Origin of the sequence: Burkholderia cenocepacia (assembly GCF_014211915.1) — a bacterium.
Lineage (GTDB): Bacteria > Pseudomonadota > Gammaproteobacteria > Burkholderiales > Burkholderiaceae > Burkholderia > Burkholderia orbicola.
Map to the genome: position 1 here is coordinate 311757 of NZ_CP060040.1, position 15525 is coordinate 327281.

Sequence of the window (15525 nt, forward strand, 5' to 3'; positions counted from 1 at the left end):
CGATGGCGGCACGTGAAGGACATGCGCCGCTGGCGCGGCGCGCTGCGATCTATGGTGTCGTGGGGCTGGCGGCGATCGCCGGCGTCGCGATCTGGAGCGGCGCCGGACCGCATCGCGGCACGGGCGCCGCGGGTGACGCGCCGGATGCGGCCGCGGTGGGCAGTGTGGCGGCTGCCGCACCGCAGGCCGCCGTGCCGGCGGGCGCGGGCCTGCCGCCGTCGCTGGCCGGCTCTAGCGCACCGCGCTTGCCGCTCGATGCAGGCGGCCATCTGGCGAAGTCGCGTGCGGTACGCGATTTCTTCGACTATTGCCTGACCGCGCGGAGCGACCTGAGCGCGGCCGCGCTCGATGCGTTCGTCGTGCGCGAGATCGCCGCTCAGCTCGACGGCACGGTCGCGCAGGTGGAGGCGCTCGACGTGTGGCACCGCTATCGCGCGTATCTCGATGCGCTCGCGACATTGCGCGATGCGGGTGCGGTCGACAAGTCCGACCTCGCCGCGTTGCAGTTCGCGCTCGATCAGCGCGCGTCGATCGCGTACCGCACGCTCGGCGACTGGAGTCAGCCGTTCTTCGGCGTGGAGCAGTGGCGGCAGCGCTATGACCTCGCACGATTGAAGATCACTCAGGATCGCTCACTGACGGATGCGCAGAAGGCCGAGCGGCTCGCGGCGCTCGAACAGCAGATGCCGGCCGACGAACGCGCTGCGCAGCAGCGGGTGGACCGGCAGCGTGCCGCGATCGACCAGATCGCGCAATTGCAGAAGAGCGGCGCGACGCCCGACGCGATGCGCGCGCAACTGACGCAGACGCTCGGCCCCGAGGCCGCCGCGCGCGTCGCGCAGATGCAGCAGGACGATGCGTCGTGGCAGAGCCGTTACGCGGATTATGCGACGCAGCGTGCGCAGATCGAATCGGCCGGCCTGTCGCCGCAGGATCGCGACGCACAGATTGCCGCATTGCGGCAGCGTGTGTTCACGAAGCCCGGCGAAGCCGTGCGCGCGGCATCGCTCGATCGCGGCGCGGGCAGCGCGCATTGACGAAGCGGGCGCCGCCGTGTGCGGCGCGCTTCACGCCGCGCGCGTGATGTTTCGCGGCAGATGTTGCTCGATGGTATCGGCGAGCGTGTCGAACGCGGGGCGGATGCCTTCGTGCGCGACGCAGGCATAGCCGAGCAGCAAACCCTGCCGCGCGGTGTCGAGGTTGCTGTAGTAGCTGGTGAGCGGGCGCACGATCACGCCGGCGTCGAATGCGCTCTGCGTGACCGCGCGGTCGTCGCACGCGTCGGGCAGGCCGAGCACCAGATGCAGGCCGGCCTCGTCGCCCATCACCGGCAGCGCGTCGCCGAAGCGCGCGCGGATCGCGTCGATCATCAGTTGTCGGCGCTCGCCGTACAGCGTGCGCATTCGTCTGACGTGCGAAGTGAGGTGGCCGTCCATGATGAATTCGGCGAGCACGGCCTGCTGCATCAGCTGGCCTTCGCGATACAGCTCCGACAGCCCGGTGCGGAACGTGTCGACCAGATGCTCGGGCACGACCATGTAGCCCATCCGCAACCCGGGGAACAGCATCTTGCCGAGACTGCCGACGTAGATCACGCGGCCGCCGTCGTCGAGCCCCTGCAGCGACGCGAGCGGGCGGCTGCCGTAGCGGAATTCGCTGTCGTAGTCGTCCTCGATGATCCAGCAGCGGTGCTGGCGCGCATATTCGAGCAGCATGCGGCGCCGCGCGAGGCTCATCACCATCCCGAGCGGGTACTGGTGCGACGGCGTGACGAGCACGAGCCGCGGCGGATGCTGCATGTCGCTCGCGCGCGGATCGAGCCCTTCCTGGTCGACCGGCACCGGCGCCAGCGTGAGGCCGGCTGCCTGCAGCACGCTGCGCACGCCCCAGTAGCACGGCTCCTCGACCCACGCGCGATCGCCGATGTCGGACAGCAGCCGCACCGCGAGATCGATCGACTGATGGATACCGGTCGTGATGATCACCTGGTCAGGCGAGCATTTGACCGAGCGCGCGACGCGCAGGTAATCGGCGAGTGCGCGCCGCAGCGGCCGGTAGCCGCCGCCCGGCGCATAGGTCAGCAGCTCCGGATTGGCCTCCTTCCACAGCCGTGCCTGCAGGCGGCTCCACGTGCGGCTCGGGAATTCCGACACGTCCGGCACGCCTGGCATGAACGCCCCCCACTGGCGCCGCGAGACGCCCGCATGCTCGACCAGTTGCCGGCCGCGCATCGACAGGCTGCCCTGCGCGTCGGGCAGCGGCGGTTCGTCGGCCGCCGCCGGCGGCGGCGGGGCGCCCGGTACGCGGATCGCGGCGGCGTCCGGTCGCGTGTCGGCCACGTAGGTGCCGCTGCCAGTGGTCGTCAGCACGTAGCCTTCGGCGGTCAGCTGGTCGTACACGTGCAGCACGGTATTGCGCGCGATCGACAGGTCGCCCGCGAGCGTGCGCGAACTCGGGAGCTTTGTTCCTGGCCCCAATTCCCCCGTCAGAATCGCCTGCTGCATCAGCTGCAGCAGTTGCCGGTACATCGGCTCGGACGAGCTGCGGTCCAGACGGGCGGACAGCCAGTCGGCGACGATCACGGTATCCAAAGTGGTCCTACTAGGAATATTGAAATGGTTCCCTAGTATAGAACCGTGCGCGCCGTATAGTGGCTCGCATCTCAAAATCAATTGGCGCGGAACCAGGGGACAGCACGATGAAGTCCGATGATGTGATCGTCAGCTTTCGCGGCGTGCGGAAGACCTACGACGGCGAGACGCTGGTCGTCAAATCGCTCGACCTCGACATCCAGCGCGGGGAATTCCTGACGCTGCTCGGGCCGTCCGGCTCGGGCAAGACCACCTGCCTGATGATGCTGGCCGGCTTCGAATTCCCGACCGGCGGCGAAATCCGCCTCGACGGCGAGTTGCTGAACAGCGTGCCGCCGCACAAGCGCAACATCGGCATGGTGTTCCAGAACTACGCGCTGTTTCCGCACCTGACGGTCGAGCAGAACGTCGGGTATCCGCTGACGGTGCGCAAGCTGCCCGCCGCCGAGCGCGCGGAGCGCGTCGCGCACGCGCTGAAGATGGTGCAGATGGAGCGCTTCGCGAAACGCTATCCGGCGCAACTGTCGGGCGGCCAGCAGCAGCGCATCGCGCTGGCCCGTGCGCTCGTGTTCGAGCCGAAGCTGGTGCTGATGGACGAGCCGCTCGGCGCGCTCGACAAGCAGTTGCGCGAACACATGCAGTACGAACTGAAGGCGCTGCACGAGAAGCTCGGCGTGACCTTCGTGTACGTGACGCACGATCAGGGCGAGGCGCTGACGATGTCCGATCGCGTCGCCGTGTTCGACAAGGGCATCGTGCAGCAGCTCGACACCGTCGACCGCCTGTACGAATCGCCGTGCAACGAATTCGTCGCGAACTTCATCGGCGACAGCAACCGGCTGCGCGGCACCATCGCACGCGTCGACGGCGAATTCTGCGAATTCCGGCTCGACGACGGCACGAAGCTCGTCGGCCGCCATATCGGCGAAGCCGCCGAGGGCGCATCGGCCGTCGCGTGCATCCGCCCGGAGCGCATGAGTCTCGCCGCGCACGGCGTGAACGGTGCGAACGGTGCGAACGGCGCCGCCGCCAATTGCGTGAGCGGCGAGGCGCGCAGCCTCATCTATTTCGGCGATCACGTGCGCATGCGCTGCGCACTGCCGGGCCAGGACGAATGTTTCGTGAAGGTGCCGCTCGGCACCGGCGCGCTCGACGCGTTCTCGCCCGGCGCCCCGGTCTCGCTTGCGTTCTCGCCCGAACACCTGCGCGTGTTCGCGTGAGCATGGTTTACCCCGGTTTTTCGCAGCACGTCGTCAACAACAAAGCCCACTTCCACCACGAGAGGAGAGGAACCATCATGAAACGAGCAAGCTTTACCGCGCGCCGCACGGCGCTCGCGCTGGCCCTGGTCGCATTCGGCGCATCGGCCACCGCTGCCGAGCTCACGGTCGTCAACTTCGGCGGCGCGAACGGCGACGCACAGAAGGTCGCGTTCAACCAGCCGTTCGAGAAGGCGACCGGCAACAAGGTCACGGCCGTCGAATACAACGGCGAGCAGGCGAAGGTGAAGGCGATGGTCGAGGCGAAGCACGTCAACTGGGACGTGGTGGAAGTCGAATCGGGCGACCTGAACCGCGGCTGCGACGAAGGGCTGTACGAGAAGCTCGACTGGTCGAAGATCGCGAAGAAATCCGACCTGATTCCGGAATCGCCGCAGGTGTGCGGCGTCGGCTTCTTCGTGTGGTCGACGGCGCTGTCGTACAACGCGGACAAGCTGAAGTCGGCGCCCACCGGCTGGGCCGATTTCTGGAACGTGAAGAAATTCCCCGGCAAGCGCGGGATGCGCAAGGGCGCGCGCTACAACCTCGAATTCGCGCTGATGGCCGACGGCGTCGCGACGAAGGACGTCTACAAGGTGCTCGGCACGAAGGCCGGCCAGGATCGCGCGTTCAAGAAGCTCGACGAGCTGAAGCCGTACATCCAGTGGTGGGAAGCAGGCGCGCAGCCGCCGCAGTTCCTCGTCGCCGGCGACGTCGTGATGTCGACCGCGTACAACGGCCGCATCGACGCCGCGCAGAAGGAAGGCAAGAACCTGAAGGTCGTGTGGAACGGCAGCATCTACGACCTCGACTACTGGGCGATTCCGAAGGGTTCGCCGAACAAGGCGCTGGCCGAGCAGTACATCGCGTACTCGCTGACGCCGAAGCCGCAGCAGGCGTATGCGCAGCACATCGCGTACGGTCCGGCGAACATCGCGGCGATCAAGGCGCTCGACGCGAAGACGCTCGCGAACCTGCCGAACTCGCCGGCCAACGGCAAGAACGCGGTGCTGGAGGACATCGGCTTCTGGACCGACCACAGCGACGAGCTCGAACAGCGCTTCGCCGCATGGGCAACGAAGTAACCGGTCAGGCATCCTCACGGGTGTCGTGATGCAACCGGCCGCGCGACGCGTCGATCGCGTCGCGCGGCATTCCGCCGGCACGTGTCCGGCCGGAGAGACCAGTTGAATACGATGACGATCGCGCCTTCCTCGCCGTCGACCGCGGCGCTCAAGCGCGAGCTGAAGGCCGCCGAGGCCCGCAAGCGCACGATGGCGCTGCTGCTGGTCGCGCCGCTCGCGATTTTCCTGCTGCTGATTTTCGTCGTGCCGATCGGCACGCTGCTCACGCGTGCGGTGCAGAACCCGGAGATCGCGACCGCGTTGCCGAACACGGTCGCCGCGTTGTCGGGCTGGGACCGCAAGACGCCACCGGCGGACGCCGCGTATGTCGCGCTCGCGGCCGACATGACGAAGGTGGCCGACAGCGAGGCGATGGGCGCGCTCGCGCGGCGCCTGAACACCGAGATTCCCGGCTATCGCTCGCTCGTCGCGAAGACGGCGCGCGCGATGCCGCTGAAGGGCGACAATGACGCGGCGCTGACGCCCGCGCAGACGCGCGCCAAATTCATCGACCTCGATGCGCGCTGGGGCGACGTCGCGTACTGGCAGTCGATCGCGAAGAACGGCAGCCAGGTGTCGCCGTTCTACCTGCTCGCCGCGCTCGATCACAAGCAGGACGGCTTCGGTCACATCGTGCAGGCCGATCCCGACCAGTCGATCTATCTCGCGATCTTCGGGCGCACGTTCGTGATCGGCATCGCCGTCACGCTGTTCGCGCTGCTGCTCGGCTATCCGCTCGCGTACTGGATCTCGACGCTGTCGGAACGGCGCGCGAACCTCGTGATGATCCTCGTGCTGATTCCGTTCTGGACGTCGGTGCTCGTGCGCGTCGCCGCGTGGATCGTGCTGCTGCAGAGCGAAGGGCTCATCAACACGGCGCTGATCGGCAGCGGGCTGATCTCGCATCCGCTGACGCTGCTGTTCAACCGCGTCGGCGTGTACATCTCGATGACGCACATCCTGCTGCCGTTCATGATCCTGCCGCTCTACAGCGTGATGAAGTCGATTCCGCCGACCTACCAGCGCGCGGCCGTGTCGCTCGGCAGCCATCCGTTCGCCGCGTTCTGGCGCGTGTACGTGCCGCAGACCTATCCGGGCGTCGGTGCGGGCGCGCTGCTCGTGTTCATCCTCGCGATCGGCTATTACATCACGCCCGCGCTGCTCGGCGGGCCGAACGACCAGATGGTCAGCTATTACGTCGCGTACTTCACCAACGTGACGATCAACTGGGGCATGGCGTGTGCGCTCGGCGGGCTGCTGCTCGCGGCGACGCTCGTGCTGTATGCGGTATACGGGCGCTTCACGCGCACCAACGTGAGCCTCGGCTGAGCGCCGGGCACAGGGAAACGGGAAGGGGATGCCGACCATGAAACTCGCCAGGCCGCTGTTCGCGCCGCACATGTCGTTCGTCGAGCGCGCGTGGTACGTCGCGTTGCGCGTGCTCGTCGTGCTGACGCTGCTGTACCTGATCCTGCCGGTGCTCGCGATCGTGCCGCTGTCGTTCTCGTCGAGCACGTTCCTCGTGTATCCGATTCCGGGTTTCTCGCTGCGCTGGTACGAGAACCTGATCGCATCCGACGAGTGGCGCATGGCCGCGAAGAACAGCTTCATCGTCGCGCCGTCGGCGACCGTCGTCGCGACCGTGCTCGGCACGCTCGCGGCCATCGGCCTGACGAAAGCCGATTTCCGCGGCAAGGGGCTGCTGATGGCCGTGCTGCTGTCGCCGATGATCGTGCCCGTCGTCGTGGTCGGCGTCGGCATGTACCTGTTCTTCGCGCCGCTCGGGCTCGCGAATACCTACACGGGGCTGATCGCCGCGCATGCGGCGCTCGGCGTGCCGTTCGTCGTGACGACGGTGGCCGCGACGCTGCAGGGCTTCAACCAGAACCTCGTACGGGCAAGCCTGTCGCTCGGCGCGAACCCGGTCACGACGTTCTTCCGCGTGACGCTGCCGGTGATCGCGCCGGGCGTGATGTCGGGCGCGCTGTTCGCATTCGCGACGTCGTTCGACGAAGTGGTCGTCACGCTGTTCCTCGCCGGCGCGGACCAGACGACGCTGCCGCGCCAGATGTTCACGGGCATCCGCGAGAACATCAGCCCGACGATCGCGGCGCTCGCCACGATCCTGATCATTTTCTCGACGAGCCTGCTGCTCGCGCTCGAATGGCTGCGCGGCCGCAATGCGCGGCGTGCGGTGACCTGACCTGACGACGCGGTGGCGCGACGGCGGCGCACGCGTGCCACGCATCGGCGCATTGCCGATGCGTGATGTCGCCGGCAGACGCGGCCGGGCCGGCTGCCGGCGCCGACACGACGAAGCTGGGCGCGAGCCCGAAAGGCTGCCCGGCAATCGCCGGATCGTCGATCGTTGTGCGCATCGACGACGCCGCGCGCAAGGCACGGCATCCCGCAAGCTTTCGTTTCGCTGACTGACGGCGCGGCCGTCTGCACGTTCGGTGCGGCTCTGCAACAATACGGCTCGCGGTGTCGCGCGTTCCGTTCTTGCCGCACGGAGCGCTCGTCGCCGCGCCGCTCAATCCGCGACGCCGCGCGTCGCCCGTCAGCCGAGCCCATCTTGTCCGAATTCGCTTCCCCCGCCGGCGCGCACGAGCCGGCCGTCAACTGGCGCGCGATGTCCGCCGTGCTGCTGGCCGTCGCGCTCGCCACCCTCGACACCGCGATCGCGAACACCGCGCTGCCCGCGATCGCCGCCGACCTGCATGCGTCGCCGGCCGCGTCCGTGTGGATCATCAACGCGTACCAGCTCGCGATGGTCGCGACGCTGCTGCCGTTCGCGTCGCTCGGCGACATCGTCGGTCACAAGCGCGTGTATGTCGCCGGGCTGGCGGTGTTCACGCTGGCGTCGCTCGGTTGTTCGCTCGCGTCGACGCTGCCGATGCTGACGGCCGCGCGCATCGTGCAGGGCTTCGGTGCGAGCGCGATCATGAGCGTCAACGTCGCGCTGATTCGCGGCCTGTTTCCCGCGCACCGGCTCGGGCGCGGCGTCGGCTTCAACGCGCTCGTCGTCGGCGTGTCGTTCGCGGTGGGGCCGACGATCGCGTCGCTGATCCTGTCGGTGGCCGCGTGGCCGTGGCTGTTCGCGGTGAACGTGCCGCTCGGCGTGTTCGCGCTTGCAGTCGCGATTCCGTCGCTGCCGCAGACGGCGCGCGGCAAGCATGCGTTCGATCCGGTGGCCGCGCTGTTCAACGTGATCACGTTCGCGTCGCTGATCTTCGCGCTCGGCGAATTCGCGCAGCGTGGGCCGCTCTCGGTCGTGTTCGCGGCTGCTGCGGTGGCATTCTCGTTCGGCTGGCTGCTGATCCGCCGCCAGGCCGGGCACCCGGCGCCGATGCTGCCAGTCGACCTGTTCCGCCGGCCCGTGTTCACGCTGTCCGCGCTGACCGCCGTCTGCGCGTTCGCCGCGCAGGGGCTCGCGTTCGTGTCGCTGCCGTTCTATTTCGAAACCGTCCTGCATCGCAGTGCTGTTGAAACGGGGTTCCTGATGACGCCGTGGTCGGCGATCGTCGCGCTCGCCGCGCCGATCGCGGGGCGGCTGTCGGATCGTTATCCGCCCGGGCTGCTCGGCGCGATCGGCCTTGCATTGCTGAGCGCGGGCATGGTGTCGCTCGCCGCGCTGCCGGTGTCGCCGGGCGTCGTCGACATCGGCTGGCGGATGATGCTGTGCGGCGCGGGCTTCGGTTTCTTCCAGTCGCCGAACCTGAAGGCGCTGATGTCGAGCGCGCCGCCGGAGCGCAGCGGCGGCGCGAGCGGGATCATCGCGACCGCGCGGCTGATCGGGCAGGCGACGGGCGCGGCGCTCGTTGCGCTATCGTTCGGGATCGCGGGGCGCCACGGACCGACGCTTGCGTTGATGCTCGGTGCGGGTTTCGCGGGCGCGGCGAGCGTCGCGAGCGGGCTGCGGCTGTTCGCGCCGTCGCATCGGGCCGGCGCGCCGGTCGTGTCGGAGCCCGTGAAGGAGCCGGCGACGGAGTAGGGCACGGGATGTTCACGACCGGCGCGCGGCAAGCCATCGCCGCGCGCCGGTCTTCACGCTTCGCTCAGAACCCGCCCGACTTGATCAGCTGGTTGAGGTTCGCGATGTTCAGGCTGCCGAAGCCGGTCGTCAGATCCCAGCCGGTGCCGGCCTTGTAGCCATACCCCTGATAGCCGTTGTTGCCCGACACGACGTCGTAGCGCACGAGCGACGGATGCGACGGAATGTCCGCATAGAAGTTGCTGGCCGGGAAGCCGAGGCCTGTACCGTTCGCCGCGAGCAGGCGTGCCCAGAAGCCTGTGAAGATCGGTGCGGCGAGGCTCGTGCCGCCGATCTGCTGCAACTGGCCGTAGTTGTAGATGTACGCGCCCGTGCTTTGCGCGGCATCGAACGCGACGTCCGGCAACTGGCGATTGCTGCCCGACTGCCATGACGGCGCGGGCAGGATCGTGCTGACGCCGCCGCCTGTCGCCCACAGCTTGCCGTTCGAATCGAGCCCTTCGTTCCACACCGTCTCGTTCGAGAACGCGCCCGCCGACGTCGTATAGAGCGTCGTGCCGCCGATCGCGAGCACATGCGGCGACGAAGCCGGCCACGATACCGTGTAGTTCGAGCCGTCCGGATAGCCGCGGTTGTTGCACTCGTACACGCCTTCGTCGCCCGACGATACCGAGAACGTCTGGCCCTGCGCGGCGGCCGTCGTGAAGATCTGCTCCTCCGCGTCGAGCGTGCCGTCCGCGTTCGCATCGGTTTCGCACCAGCCGAGCGACACGTTGATCACCTTCGCGGTGTTGTCCGACACCGCGCGGTTGAACGCCTGTGTGAGGCCCGTGTTGCCGGCGGCGTTCAGGTCCGCCATGTAGAACACCAGCTTGCCGACCTGGCCGCCGGCCGAGCCGACGATCGACTGGCTGTCGAGATCCCATTCGCCCTGGCCGTCCTGGTCGTCGGTGTAGCTGCCGCCCGTGCCGTTGGTCTTGACGGTCTGCGTGGAAACCGTGCCGTAGCCGTTGCTCGACGTGAACTGCTTCAGGTCCTGCAGCGTCTGCGACACGCCGCCGATCGTGATGATGCCGACGGTCACGCCGGCTGCGGTCGGTACGCCGGTCGCGTTGTAGAGGCCCGGGAATTCCTTCGGATAGTGGCCTGTGGCCGTGCCGGCCGCGAGCGCCTGCGGTTTCGCCACGTTGCCGATGCGCAGCAGCGGCCGCGCACGCGCGACACTTTGCAGCCCGAGCACCGAGCCGACGACGTCGCCGAGTGCGCGCGGCACCTGCGCGGTCGACGTGTTGGCGAAGCCTGAACGGCCTGCGTACTCGAAGTGCACGAGCGACGTGTTGAAGGCCGTCTTCACCGTGCCGGCCGTGCCGCTGGCGGAGATCAGCAGCCGGTTCGGCGCGACCTCGACGTTCGTGAAGCCGCTCTTGTGCAGATAGTCGACGACCGACCGCACCTGCGCATCGGTCGGCGCGTAGTTCGCGAGGAACTGTTCATGCGTCAGGTACTGGCGGTAATGCGCGCTGCCGGGCCGGTTCACGTCGCGCGCCAGCTGCTTGAGCTGCGCGGCGTTGCGCAGCTTCAGGCTGACGACGACGTTGGTCGTCTCGCCGGCCGCGAGTTCGAGCGACGGCGCCGCACTGCGCGCCATCAACTGCGGGCCGGTCAGAAAGGCTTTCGTATGGGTATCGACCCAATCCGTCGCCGCATGCGCCGCAACGGCGGCGAACACGAGCGGTGCCACGCACGCCAGACGGCGGGGCGACGGAAGGGGAAGGGCAAACCAGGCGTTCCTTTTCATCGGGAGTCCTTTTTAGGAGAGGCGACGTTACTGGAACCCCCGGCCCTTGTGGGGCCGCGAGCGGTGACGAGCGTAGGGCGTCGGTGGCGTTCGGGTAGCTGCCATTTTCCATAGCTGTCAGTTCTGACAATGGGACGCATGAGTGCGCGCGCGGCGTCGTACATGTTGACGATGGCGAGGCCGGCGGGCGGAACCGGTTCGCGGTACGACGGTGCGGCGACGCGCGTCGCTCACACGCACGAGTCGTTCGTTGCAGCGTTGGAATGTGCGCGTTCGTGGAGGTGAGGACCGCGTGGATGCATGACGTTTGCGTGTCAATGGCGGCACGCCGTATCGCACTATGTGGTCATTGGAAGCAACCCGTCAGGAACGGCTTCGTGCAGGCACAAGAACGGGGCAGGCCGACTCCGGACGTTTCCCGAACTGTGGAACGGCGCGTCGGGCAGTCTTGCAGGCTGCTTTCGGATCGCGCGTCACAATCGCCGATTAGAAGAAATGCTCGAATCCGGCGCGGGCGCGGGCCGGTGCGACGCACGCACCCGTGGCGCGAGATCGAACGACGTCGTTCGCGAAATCCCGCCTTGACGTGCGGCGATCAGCAGCTATCCTTCAATCCATAACCATCGAGTTATGGATTGTGCCAGACATGCAGAACACCCACGACACGCTTTTCCGGACACTCGCCGATCCCACGCGCCGCGCGCTTTTCGAGCGGCTGTGCGCGGAGGGCGAGCTGACGGTTGCCGCGCTGACCGCCCACGCGGGCGTGTCGCAGCCGGCCGTGTCGAAGCACCTTGGCGTACTGAAGCAGGCCGGGCTCGTGAACGACCGTCACGAAGGCCGGCAGACGCACTACAGCGCGCAGCCGCAGGCGCTGGCCCCGTTGATCGACTGGACGAGCCAGATGGCGGGCTTCTGGCAGAGCCGGTTCGATGCCCTCGAAGATCTGCTCAAAAGGATGGATCAGTAATGAACCAAGCCACTACCGAAACGCGCTCCGTCGTCGTCGACCGGGAACTGCCGCATCCGCCGGAGAAGATCTGGCGCGCGCTCACGCAACCGCACCTGATCGAGGCGTGGCTGATGAAGAGCGACTTCGAGCCCGTCGCGGGCCGTGCGTTCAGCTTCCGCGCGGACTGGGGCTCGGTCGACTGTACGGTCCTCGCGATCGAGCCGCACCGCACGCTGTCCTATACGTGGGCGGCCCACGGCCTCGAAAGCGTCGTGACGTGGACGCTTACGCCGACGCCGGCCGGCACGCACCTGCGCATGGAGCAGGCGGGCTTCCGTACGGATCAGGAACAGGCCTACCGCGGTGCGCAGCACGGCTGGGTGCGGTTCTTCGATTCGCTCGAACAGGTGCTGGCGCACCCCGACGAAGGCACGGAGGCCCGCTCATGAGCGCAGCATCGGACCCGACCCCGTCGGAGCGTATCGATGCGCTGATCGCCGGCATCGTCGACTGGCGCGGCAAGACGTTCGCCGAGCTCCGGCAGACGATTCTCGCGGCGGACGACAGCATCGTCGAGGAATGGAAGTGGATGGGCAGCCCCGTGTGGTCGTGCGACGGGATGATCGCGGTCGCGAACGCGCACAAGGGCAAGGTGAAGCTGACGTTCATGCACGGCGCGAAATTGCCCGATCCCGACCAGCTGTTCAACGACGGCCTCGAAGGCAATGCGCGGCGCGCGATCGATTTCTTCGAAGGCGACAAGCTCGACAAGCGGGCGTTGAAGCACCTCGTGCGCGCGGCGATCGAATACAACCGCACCCATCTGAAGAAGAACGCGCGGGCGGGTTCCTCCGCGGGCGCGAAGGTGCGAAGCAGCAAGGCGGCGTGACGCGCGAGCCGGATGCCGGCCGGTGACATCCCGCGAAAGCGTGGCGCCGCCGTGCGGTCGACGCTACGCCGCGGGCCCACCGAGCGACAGACGAAAAAAAGCCCGACACGAGGTCGGGCATCCAAATCGGCCGCAACCGCCCGCGAGGCGGCTGCGGCACCTGCAACAGCCGCGCGCTTACGCTGCGAGCAGCGAGCGCAGCACGAACGGCAGAATCCCGCCGTGCTTGTAGTAGTCGACTTCGATCGGCGTATCGATGCGCAGCAGCACCGGCACGCGCTGCGTTTCGCCGTTCTTGCGATGGATCACGAGCGTGACGTCCTGCTGCGGCTTGAAGTCGTCGCCAAGGCCTTCGATGTCGTACGTCTCTTCACCGGTGATGCCGAGCGACTGGACGCTGTCCGCGCCCTTGAACTGCAGCGGCAGCACGCCCATGCCGACCAGGTTCGAGCGGTGGATGCGCTCGAAGCTGCGTGCGATCACGGCCTTCACGCCGAGCAGCTGCGTGCCCTTCGCGGCCCAGTCGCGCGACGAGCCCGTGCCGTACTCTTCGCCCGCGAACACGACGGTCGGCGTGCCGGCTGCGACGTACTGCATCGCTGCGTCGTAGATCGACTGCTGTTCGCCGCTCGGCTGGTGGATCGTCAGGCCGCCTTCGACGCGCGTGCCGTCCGCCTTCGGCGGGATCATCAGGTTCTTGATCCGGACGTTCGCGAACGTGCCGCGCATCATCACGTCATGGTTGCCGCGGCGCGAGCCGTAGCTGTTGAAGTCGGCCTTCTGCACGCCGTTTTCCTTCAGCCACTTGCCTGCCGGCGAGTCTTCCTTGATCGAGCCTGCCGGGCTGATGTGGTCGGTCGTGACCGAGTCGCCGAAGATGCCCAGTGCGCGCGCGCCCTTGACCGTCGGGATCGATGCAGCCGGCTCCATCGAGAAGTCGTTGCCGAAGAACGGCGGCTCGGCGATGTACGTCGACTTCGGCCAGTCGTAGACCTCGCCCGATTCGCCCTCGATCTTGCTCCAGAGGTCGCCCTTCTTGGTCAGCTTCGAGTAGTTGTCCTCGAATTTCTTCGGATCGAGCGCGAACTTGAGCAGCGCGTGGATTTCGTCGCTCGTCGGCCAGATGTCGCCGAGGTAGATGTCACGGCCGCCCTTGCCCTTGCCGACCGGCTCGGTCATCAGGTCACGCGTGATGTTGCCGGCGATCGCGTACGCGACGACCAGCGGCGGCGACGCGAGGAAGTTCGCGCGGATGTTCGGGTGGATACGCGCTTCGAAGTTACGGTTGCCGGACAGCACGGCCGCCGCGACGATGTCGTTCTTCGTGATCGCCTCGTTCAGTTCCGGCGTCAGGTCGCCCGCGTTGCCGATACAGGTCGTGCAGCCGTACGCCGCGACTTCGAAGCCGAGCTTCGACAGGTAGGGCAGCAGGCCCGTCTTCGTCAGGTATTCGGTGACGATGCGCGATCCCGGCGCGAGCGAGGTCTTGATCTTCGGGTCGACCGTGAGGCCGGCCTCGACCGCCTTCTTCGCGAGCAGGCCGGCGGCCAGCAGCACGCTCGGGTTCGACGTGTTCGTGCACGACGTGATCGCGGCGATCAGCACGTCGCCGTTCTTCACGTCGACGCCGTTGCTCGTCGTGTATTGCGTGTTCAGGTCGTCCGCCTTCTTCGCGAAGCCGTTTTCGGCAACCGGCTTCGAGAACAGGTCGGTGAACGTCGACTTGACGTGGCCGATCTCGATGCGGTCCTGCGGGCGCTTCGGGCCGGCCAGCGACGGCGCGACCGTCGCGAGGTCGAGCGTCACCGTCTTCGTGTAGTCGATGTCGCCGGCCTTCGGGATGCCGAACAGGTTCTGCGCCTTGAAGTAGTTTTCGAACGCGGCGATTTCGGCCTTCGTGCGGCCCGTGCCTTCGAAGTAGTCGATCGTCTTTTCGTCGACCGGGAAGAAGCCCATCGTCGCGCCGTATTCCGGCGCCATGTTGCCGATCGTCGCGCGGTCCGGCAGCGACAGCGAGCGCGTGCCTTCGCCGAAGAATTCGACGAACTTGCCGACGACCTTCTCCTTGCGCAGCATTTCGGTGATCGTCAGCACCAGGTCGGTGGCCGTCACGCCTTCGCGCAGCTTGCCCTTCAGCTCGACGCCGACGACGTCCGGCGTCAGGAAGTACACCGGCTGGCCGAGCATGCCGGCTTCCGCCTCGATGCCGCCCACGCCCCAGCCGACCACGCCGATGCCGTTGATCATCGTCGTGTGGCTGTCCGTGCCGACGAGGGTGTCCGGGTAGTACACGGTGTCGCCGCCGTCGGTCTTCTTGTGGACGCCGCGCGCGAGGTATTCGAGGTTCACCTGGTGGACGATGCCCACGCCCGGCGGCACGACCTTGAACGTGTCGAACGCCTGCATGCCCCACTTCATGAACTGGTAGCGCTCGTTGTTGCGCTGGAATTCCAGCTTCATGTTCAGGTCGAGCGCGTCCTTCTGGCGGAAGTAGTCGATCTGGACCGAGTGATCGACGACGAGATCGACCGGGACCAGCGGTTCGATCTTCTTCGGGTTCTTGCCCGTGCGTTCGGCGACGCCGCGCATGGCCGCGATGTCGGCGAGCAGCGGTACGCCCGTGAAATCCTGCAGCACGACGCGCGACACGACGAACGGAATCTCGTCGACGCGCTTCGCGGTCGGCTTCCAGTTCGCGAGCTGCTCGATGTGCTCTTCGGTGATCTTCTTGCCGTCGTAGTTGCGCAGCACGGACTCGAGCACGATGCGGATCGACACCGGCAGGCGTTCGATCTTCGTCTTCAGTTCCTTGCCGAGCTGCGGCAGCGAGTAGAACTTGCCTTTGCCGGAACCGCTGTCGAATTCCTTGAGGGTCTTGTGGAGATTGTGGGCCATGGTGATTTTCCTGGGTTTAAGGC

12 protein-coding genes are annotated in these 15525 nt (G+C 67.2%); 9 read left to right on the top strand and 3 right to left on the bottom strand.

The window, feature by feature from the left end:
* Positions 1 to 2 precede the first annotated feature (2 nt).
* Positions 3 to 1037 (top strand): lipase secretion chaperone, encoded by a 1035-nt coding sequence (locus SY91_RS17960; protein ID WP_023474452.1) that lies wholly within the window; start codon positions 3 to 5, stop codon positions 1035 to 1037.
* Positions 1038 to 1067: 30 nt separating this feature from the next.
* On the opposite strand, the gene SY91_RS17965 is transcribed toward SY91_RS17960, so the two are convergent.
* Positions 1068 to 2591 (bottom strand): PLP-dependent aminotransferase family protein, encoded by a 1524-nt coding sequence (locus tag SY91_RS17965; protein ID WP_023474453.1) that lies wholly within the window; start codon positions 2589 to 2591, stop codon positions 1068 to 1070.
* Between the two features lie 107 nt (positions 2592 to 2698).
* Here SY91_RS17965 and SY91_RS17970 point away from each other — a divergent pair, with 107 nt between their 5' ends.
* From SY91_RS17970 to SY91_RS17990, 5 genes are all read left to right on the top strand, one after another.
* Positions 2699 to 3811: an ABC transporter ATP-binding protein gene (locus SY91_RS17970; protein ID WP_006479371.1), complete on the top strand. Its 1113-nt coding sequence runs from the start codon at positions 2699 to 2701 to the stop codon at positions 3809 to 3811.
* Positions 3812 to 3888: 77 nt separating this feature from the next.
* The gene (locus tag SY91_RS17975; RefSeq protein ID WP_011548116.1) at positions 3889 to 4935 is read left to right on the top strand and encodes an ABC transporter substrate-binding protein; all 1047 of its coding nucleotides are present in this window, start codon (positions 3889 to 3891) and stop codon (positions 4933 to 4935) included.
* Between the two features lie 111 nt (positions 4936 to 5046).
* Complete coding sequence (locus SY91_RS17980) at positions 5047 to 6303, top strand: ABC transporter permease (RefSeq protein ID WP_011548115.1); 1257 nt, start codon at positions 5047 to 5049, stop codon at positions 6301 to 6303.
* Positions 6304 to 6340: 37 nt separating this feature from the next.
* Positions 6341 to 7177 carry an ABC transporter permease gene (locus SY91_RS17985; protein WP_006479368.1) on the top strand — a complete coding sequence of 279 codons (837 nt, stop codon included), beginning with the start codon at positions 6341 to 6343 and terminating at the stop codon, positions 7175 to 7177.
* A gap of 372 nt (positions 7178 to 7549) precedes the next feature.
* On the top strand, positions 7550 to 8968 hold the full coding sequence (locus tag SY91_RS17990) for an MFS transporter (RefSeq protein ID WP_012338487.1): 1419 nt from the start codon (positions 7550 to 7552) through the stop codon (positions 8966 to 8968).
* 64 nt (positions 8969 to 9032) lie between these two features.
* Here the strand turns inward: SY91_RS17990 and SY91_RS17995 are convergent, their stop codons facing one another.
* On the bottom strand, positions 9033 to 10766 hold the full coding sequence (locus SY91_RS17995) for a protease pro-enzyme activation domain-containing protein (protein WP_006479366.1): 1734 nt from the start codon (positions 10764 to 10766) through the stop codon (positions 9033 to 9035).
* A 646-nt stretch (positions 10767 to 11412) separates the two neighbouring features.
* On the opposite strand from SY91_RS17995, the gene SY91_RS18000 reads away from it, so the two are divergent.
* From SY91_RS18000 to SY91_RS18010, 3 genes are read left to right on the top strand one after another with little or no spacing between them, the layout of a single operon-like run.
* Positions 11413 to 11736: an ArsR/SmtB family transcription factor gene (locus SY91_RS18000; RefSeq protein WP_023474459.1), complete on the top strand. Its 324-nt coding sequence runs from the start codon at positions 11413 to 11415 to the stop codon at positions 11734 to 11736.
* Positions 11736 to 12167, top strand: coding sequence for an SRPBCC domain-containing protein (locus tag SY91_RS18005; protein ID WP_006479364.1), 432 nt, complete (start codon positions 11736 to 11738; stop codon positions 12165 to 12167). Before SY91_RS18000 ends, SY91_RS18005 begins: the two co-directional genes overlap by 1 nt.
* Complete coding sequence (locus tag SY91_RS18010) at positions 12164 to 12607, top strand: DUF1801 domain-containing protein (protein ID WP_006479363.1); 444 nt, start codon at positions 12164 to 12166, stop codon at positions 12605 to 12607. The genes SY91_RS18005 and SY91_RS18010 overlap by 4 nt, the downstream gene beginning before the upstream one ends.
* A gap of 177 nt (positions 12608 to 12784) precedes the next feature.
* Here the strand turns inward: SY91_RS18010 and acnA are convergent, their stop codons facing one another.
* On the bottom strand, positions 12785 to 15502 hold the full coding sequence (gene acnA / locus SY91_RS18015) for an aconitate hydratase AcnA (RefSeq protein WP_023474460.1): 2718 nt from the start codon (positions 15500 to 15502) through the stop codon (positions 12785 to 12787).
* Positions 15503 to 15525 lie beyond the last annotated feature (23 nt).

Excerpts from the sequence above, each read along its gene's own strand:
- SY91_RS18010 (WP_006479363.1), top strand. The coding sequence starts at position 12,164 with ATGAGCGCAGCATCGGACCCGACCCCGTCGGAGCGTATCGATGCGCTG.
- SY91_RS18000 (WP_023474459.1), top strand. The coding sequence starts at position 11,413 with ATGCAGAACACCCACGACACGCTTTTCCGGACACTCGCCGATCCCACG.
- SY91_RS17985 (WP_006479368.1), top strand. The coding sequence starts at position 6,341 with ATGAAACTCGCCAGGCCGCTGTTCGCGCCGCACATGTCGTTCGTCGAG.
- acnA (WP_023474460.1), bottom strand. The coding sequence starts at position 15,502 with ATGGCCCACAATCTCCACAAGACCCTCAAGGAATTCGACAGCGGTTCC.
- SY91_RS18005 (WP_006479364.1), top strand. The coding sequence starts at position 11,736 with ATGAACCAAGCCACTACCGAAACGCGCTCCGTCGTCGTCGACCGGGAA.
- SY91_RS17995 (WP_006479366.1), bottom strand. The coding sequence starts at position 10,766 with ATGAAAAGGAACGCCTGGTTTGCCCTTCCCCTTCCGTCGCCCCGCCGT.
- SY91_RS17970 (WP_006479371.1), top strand. The coding sequence starts at position 2,699 with ATGAAGTCCGATGATGTGATCGTCAGCTTTCGCGGCGTGCGGAAGACC.
- SY91_RS17960 (WP_023474452.1), top strand. The coding sequence starts at position 3 with ATGGCGGCACGTGAAGGACATGCGCCGCTGGCGCGGCGCGCTGCGATC.
- SY91_RS17975 (WP_011548116.1), top strand. The coding sequence starts at position 3,889 with ATGAAACGAGCAAGCTTTACCGCGCGCCGCACGGCGCTCGCGCTGGCC.
- SY91_RS17980 (WP_011548115.1), top strand. The coding sequence starts at position 5,047 with ATGACGATCGCGCCTTCCTCGCCGTCGACCGCGGCGCTCAAGCGCGAG.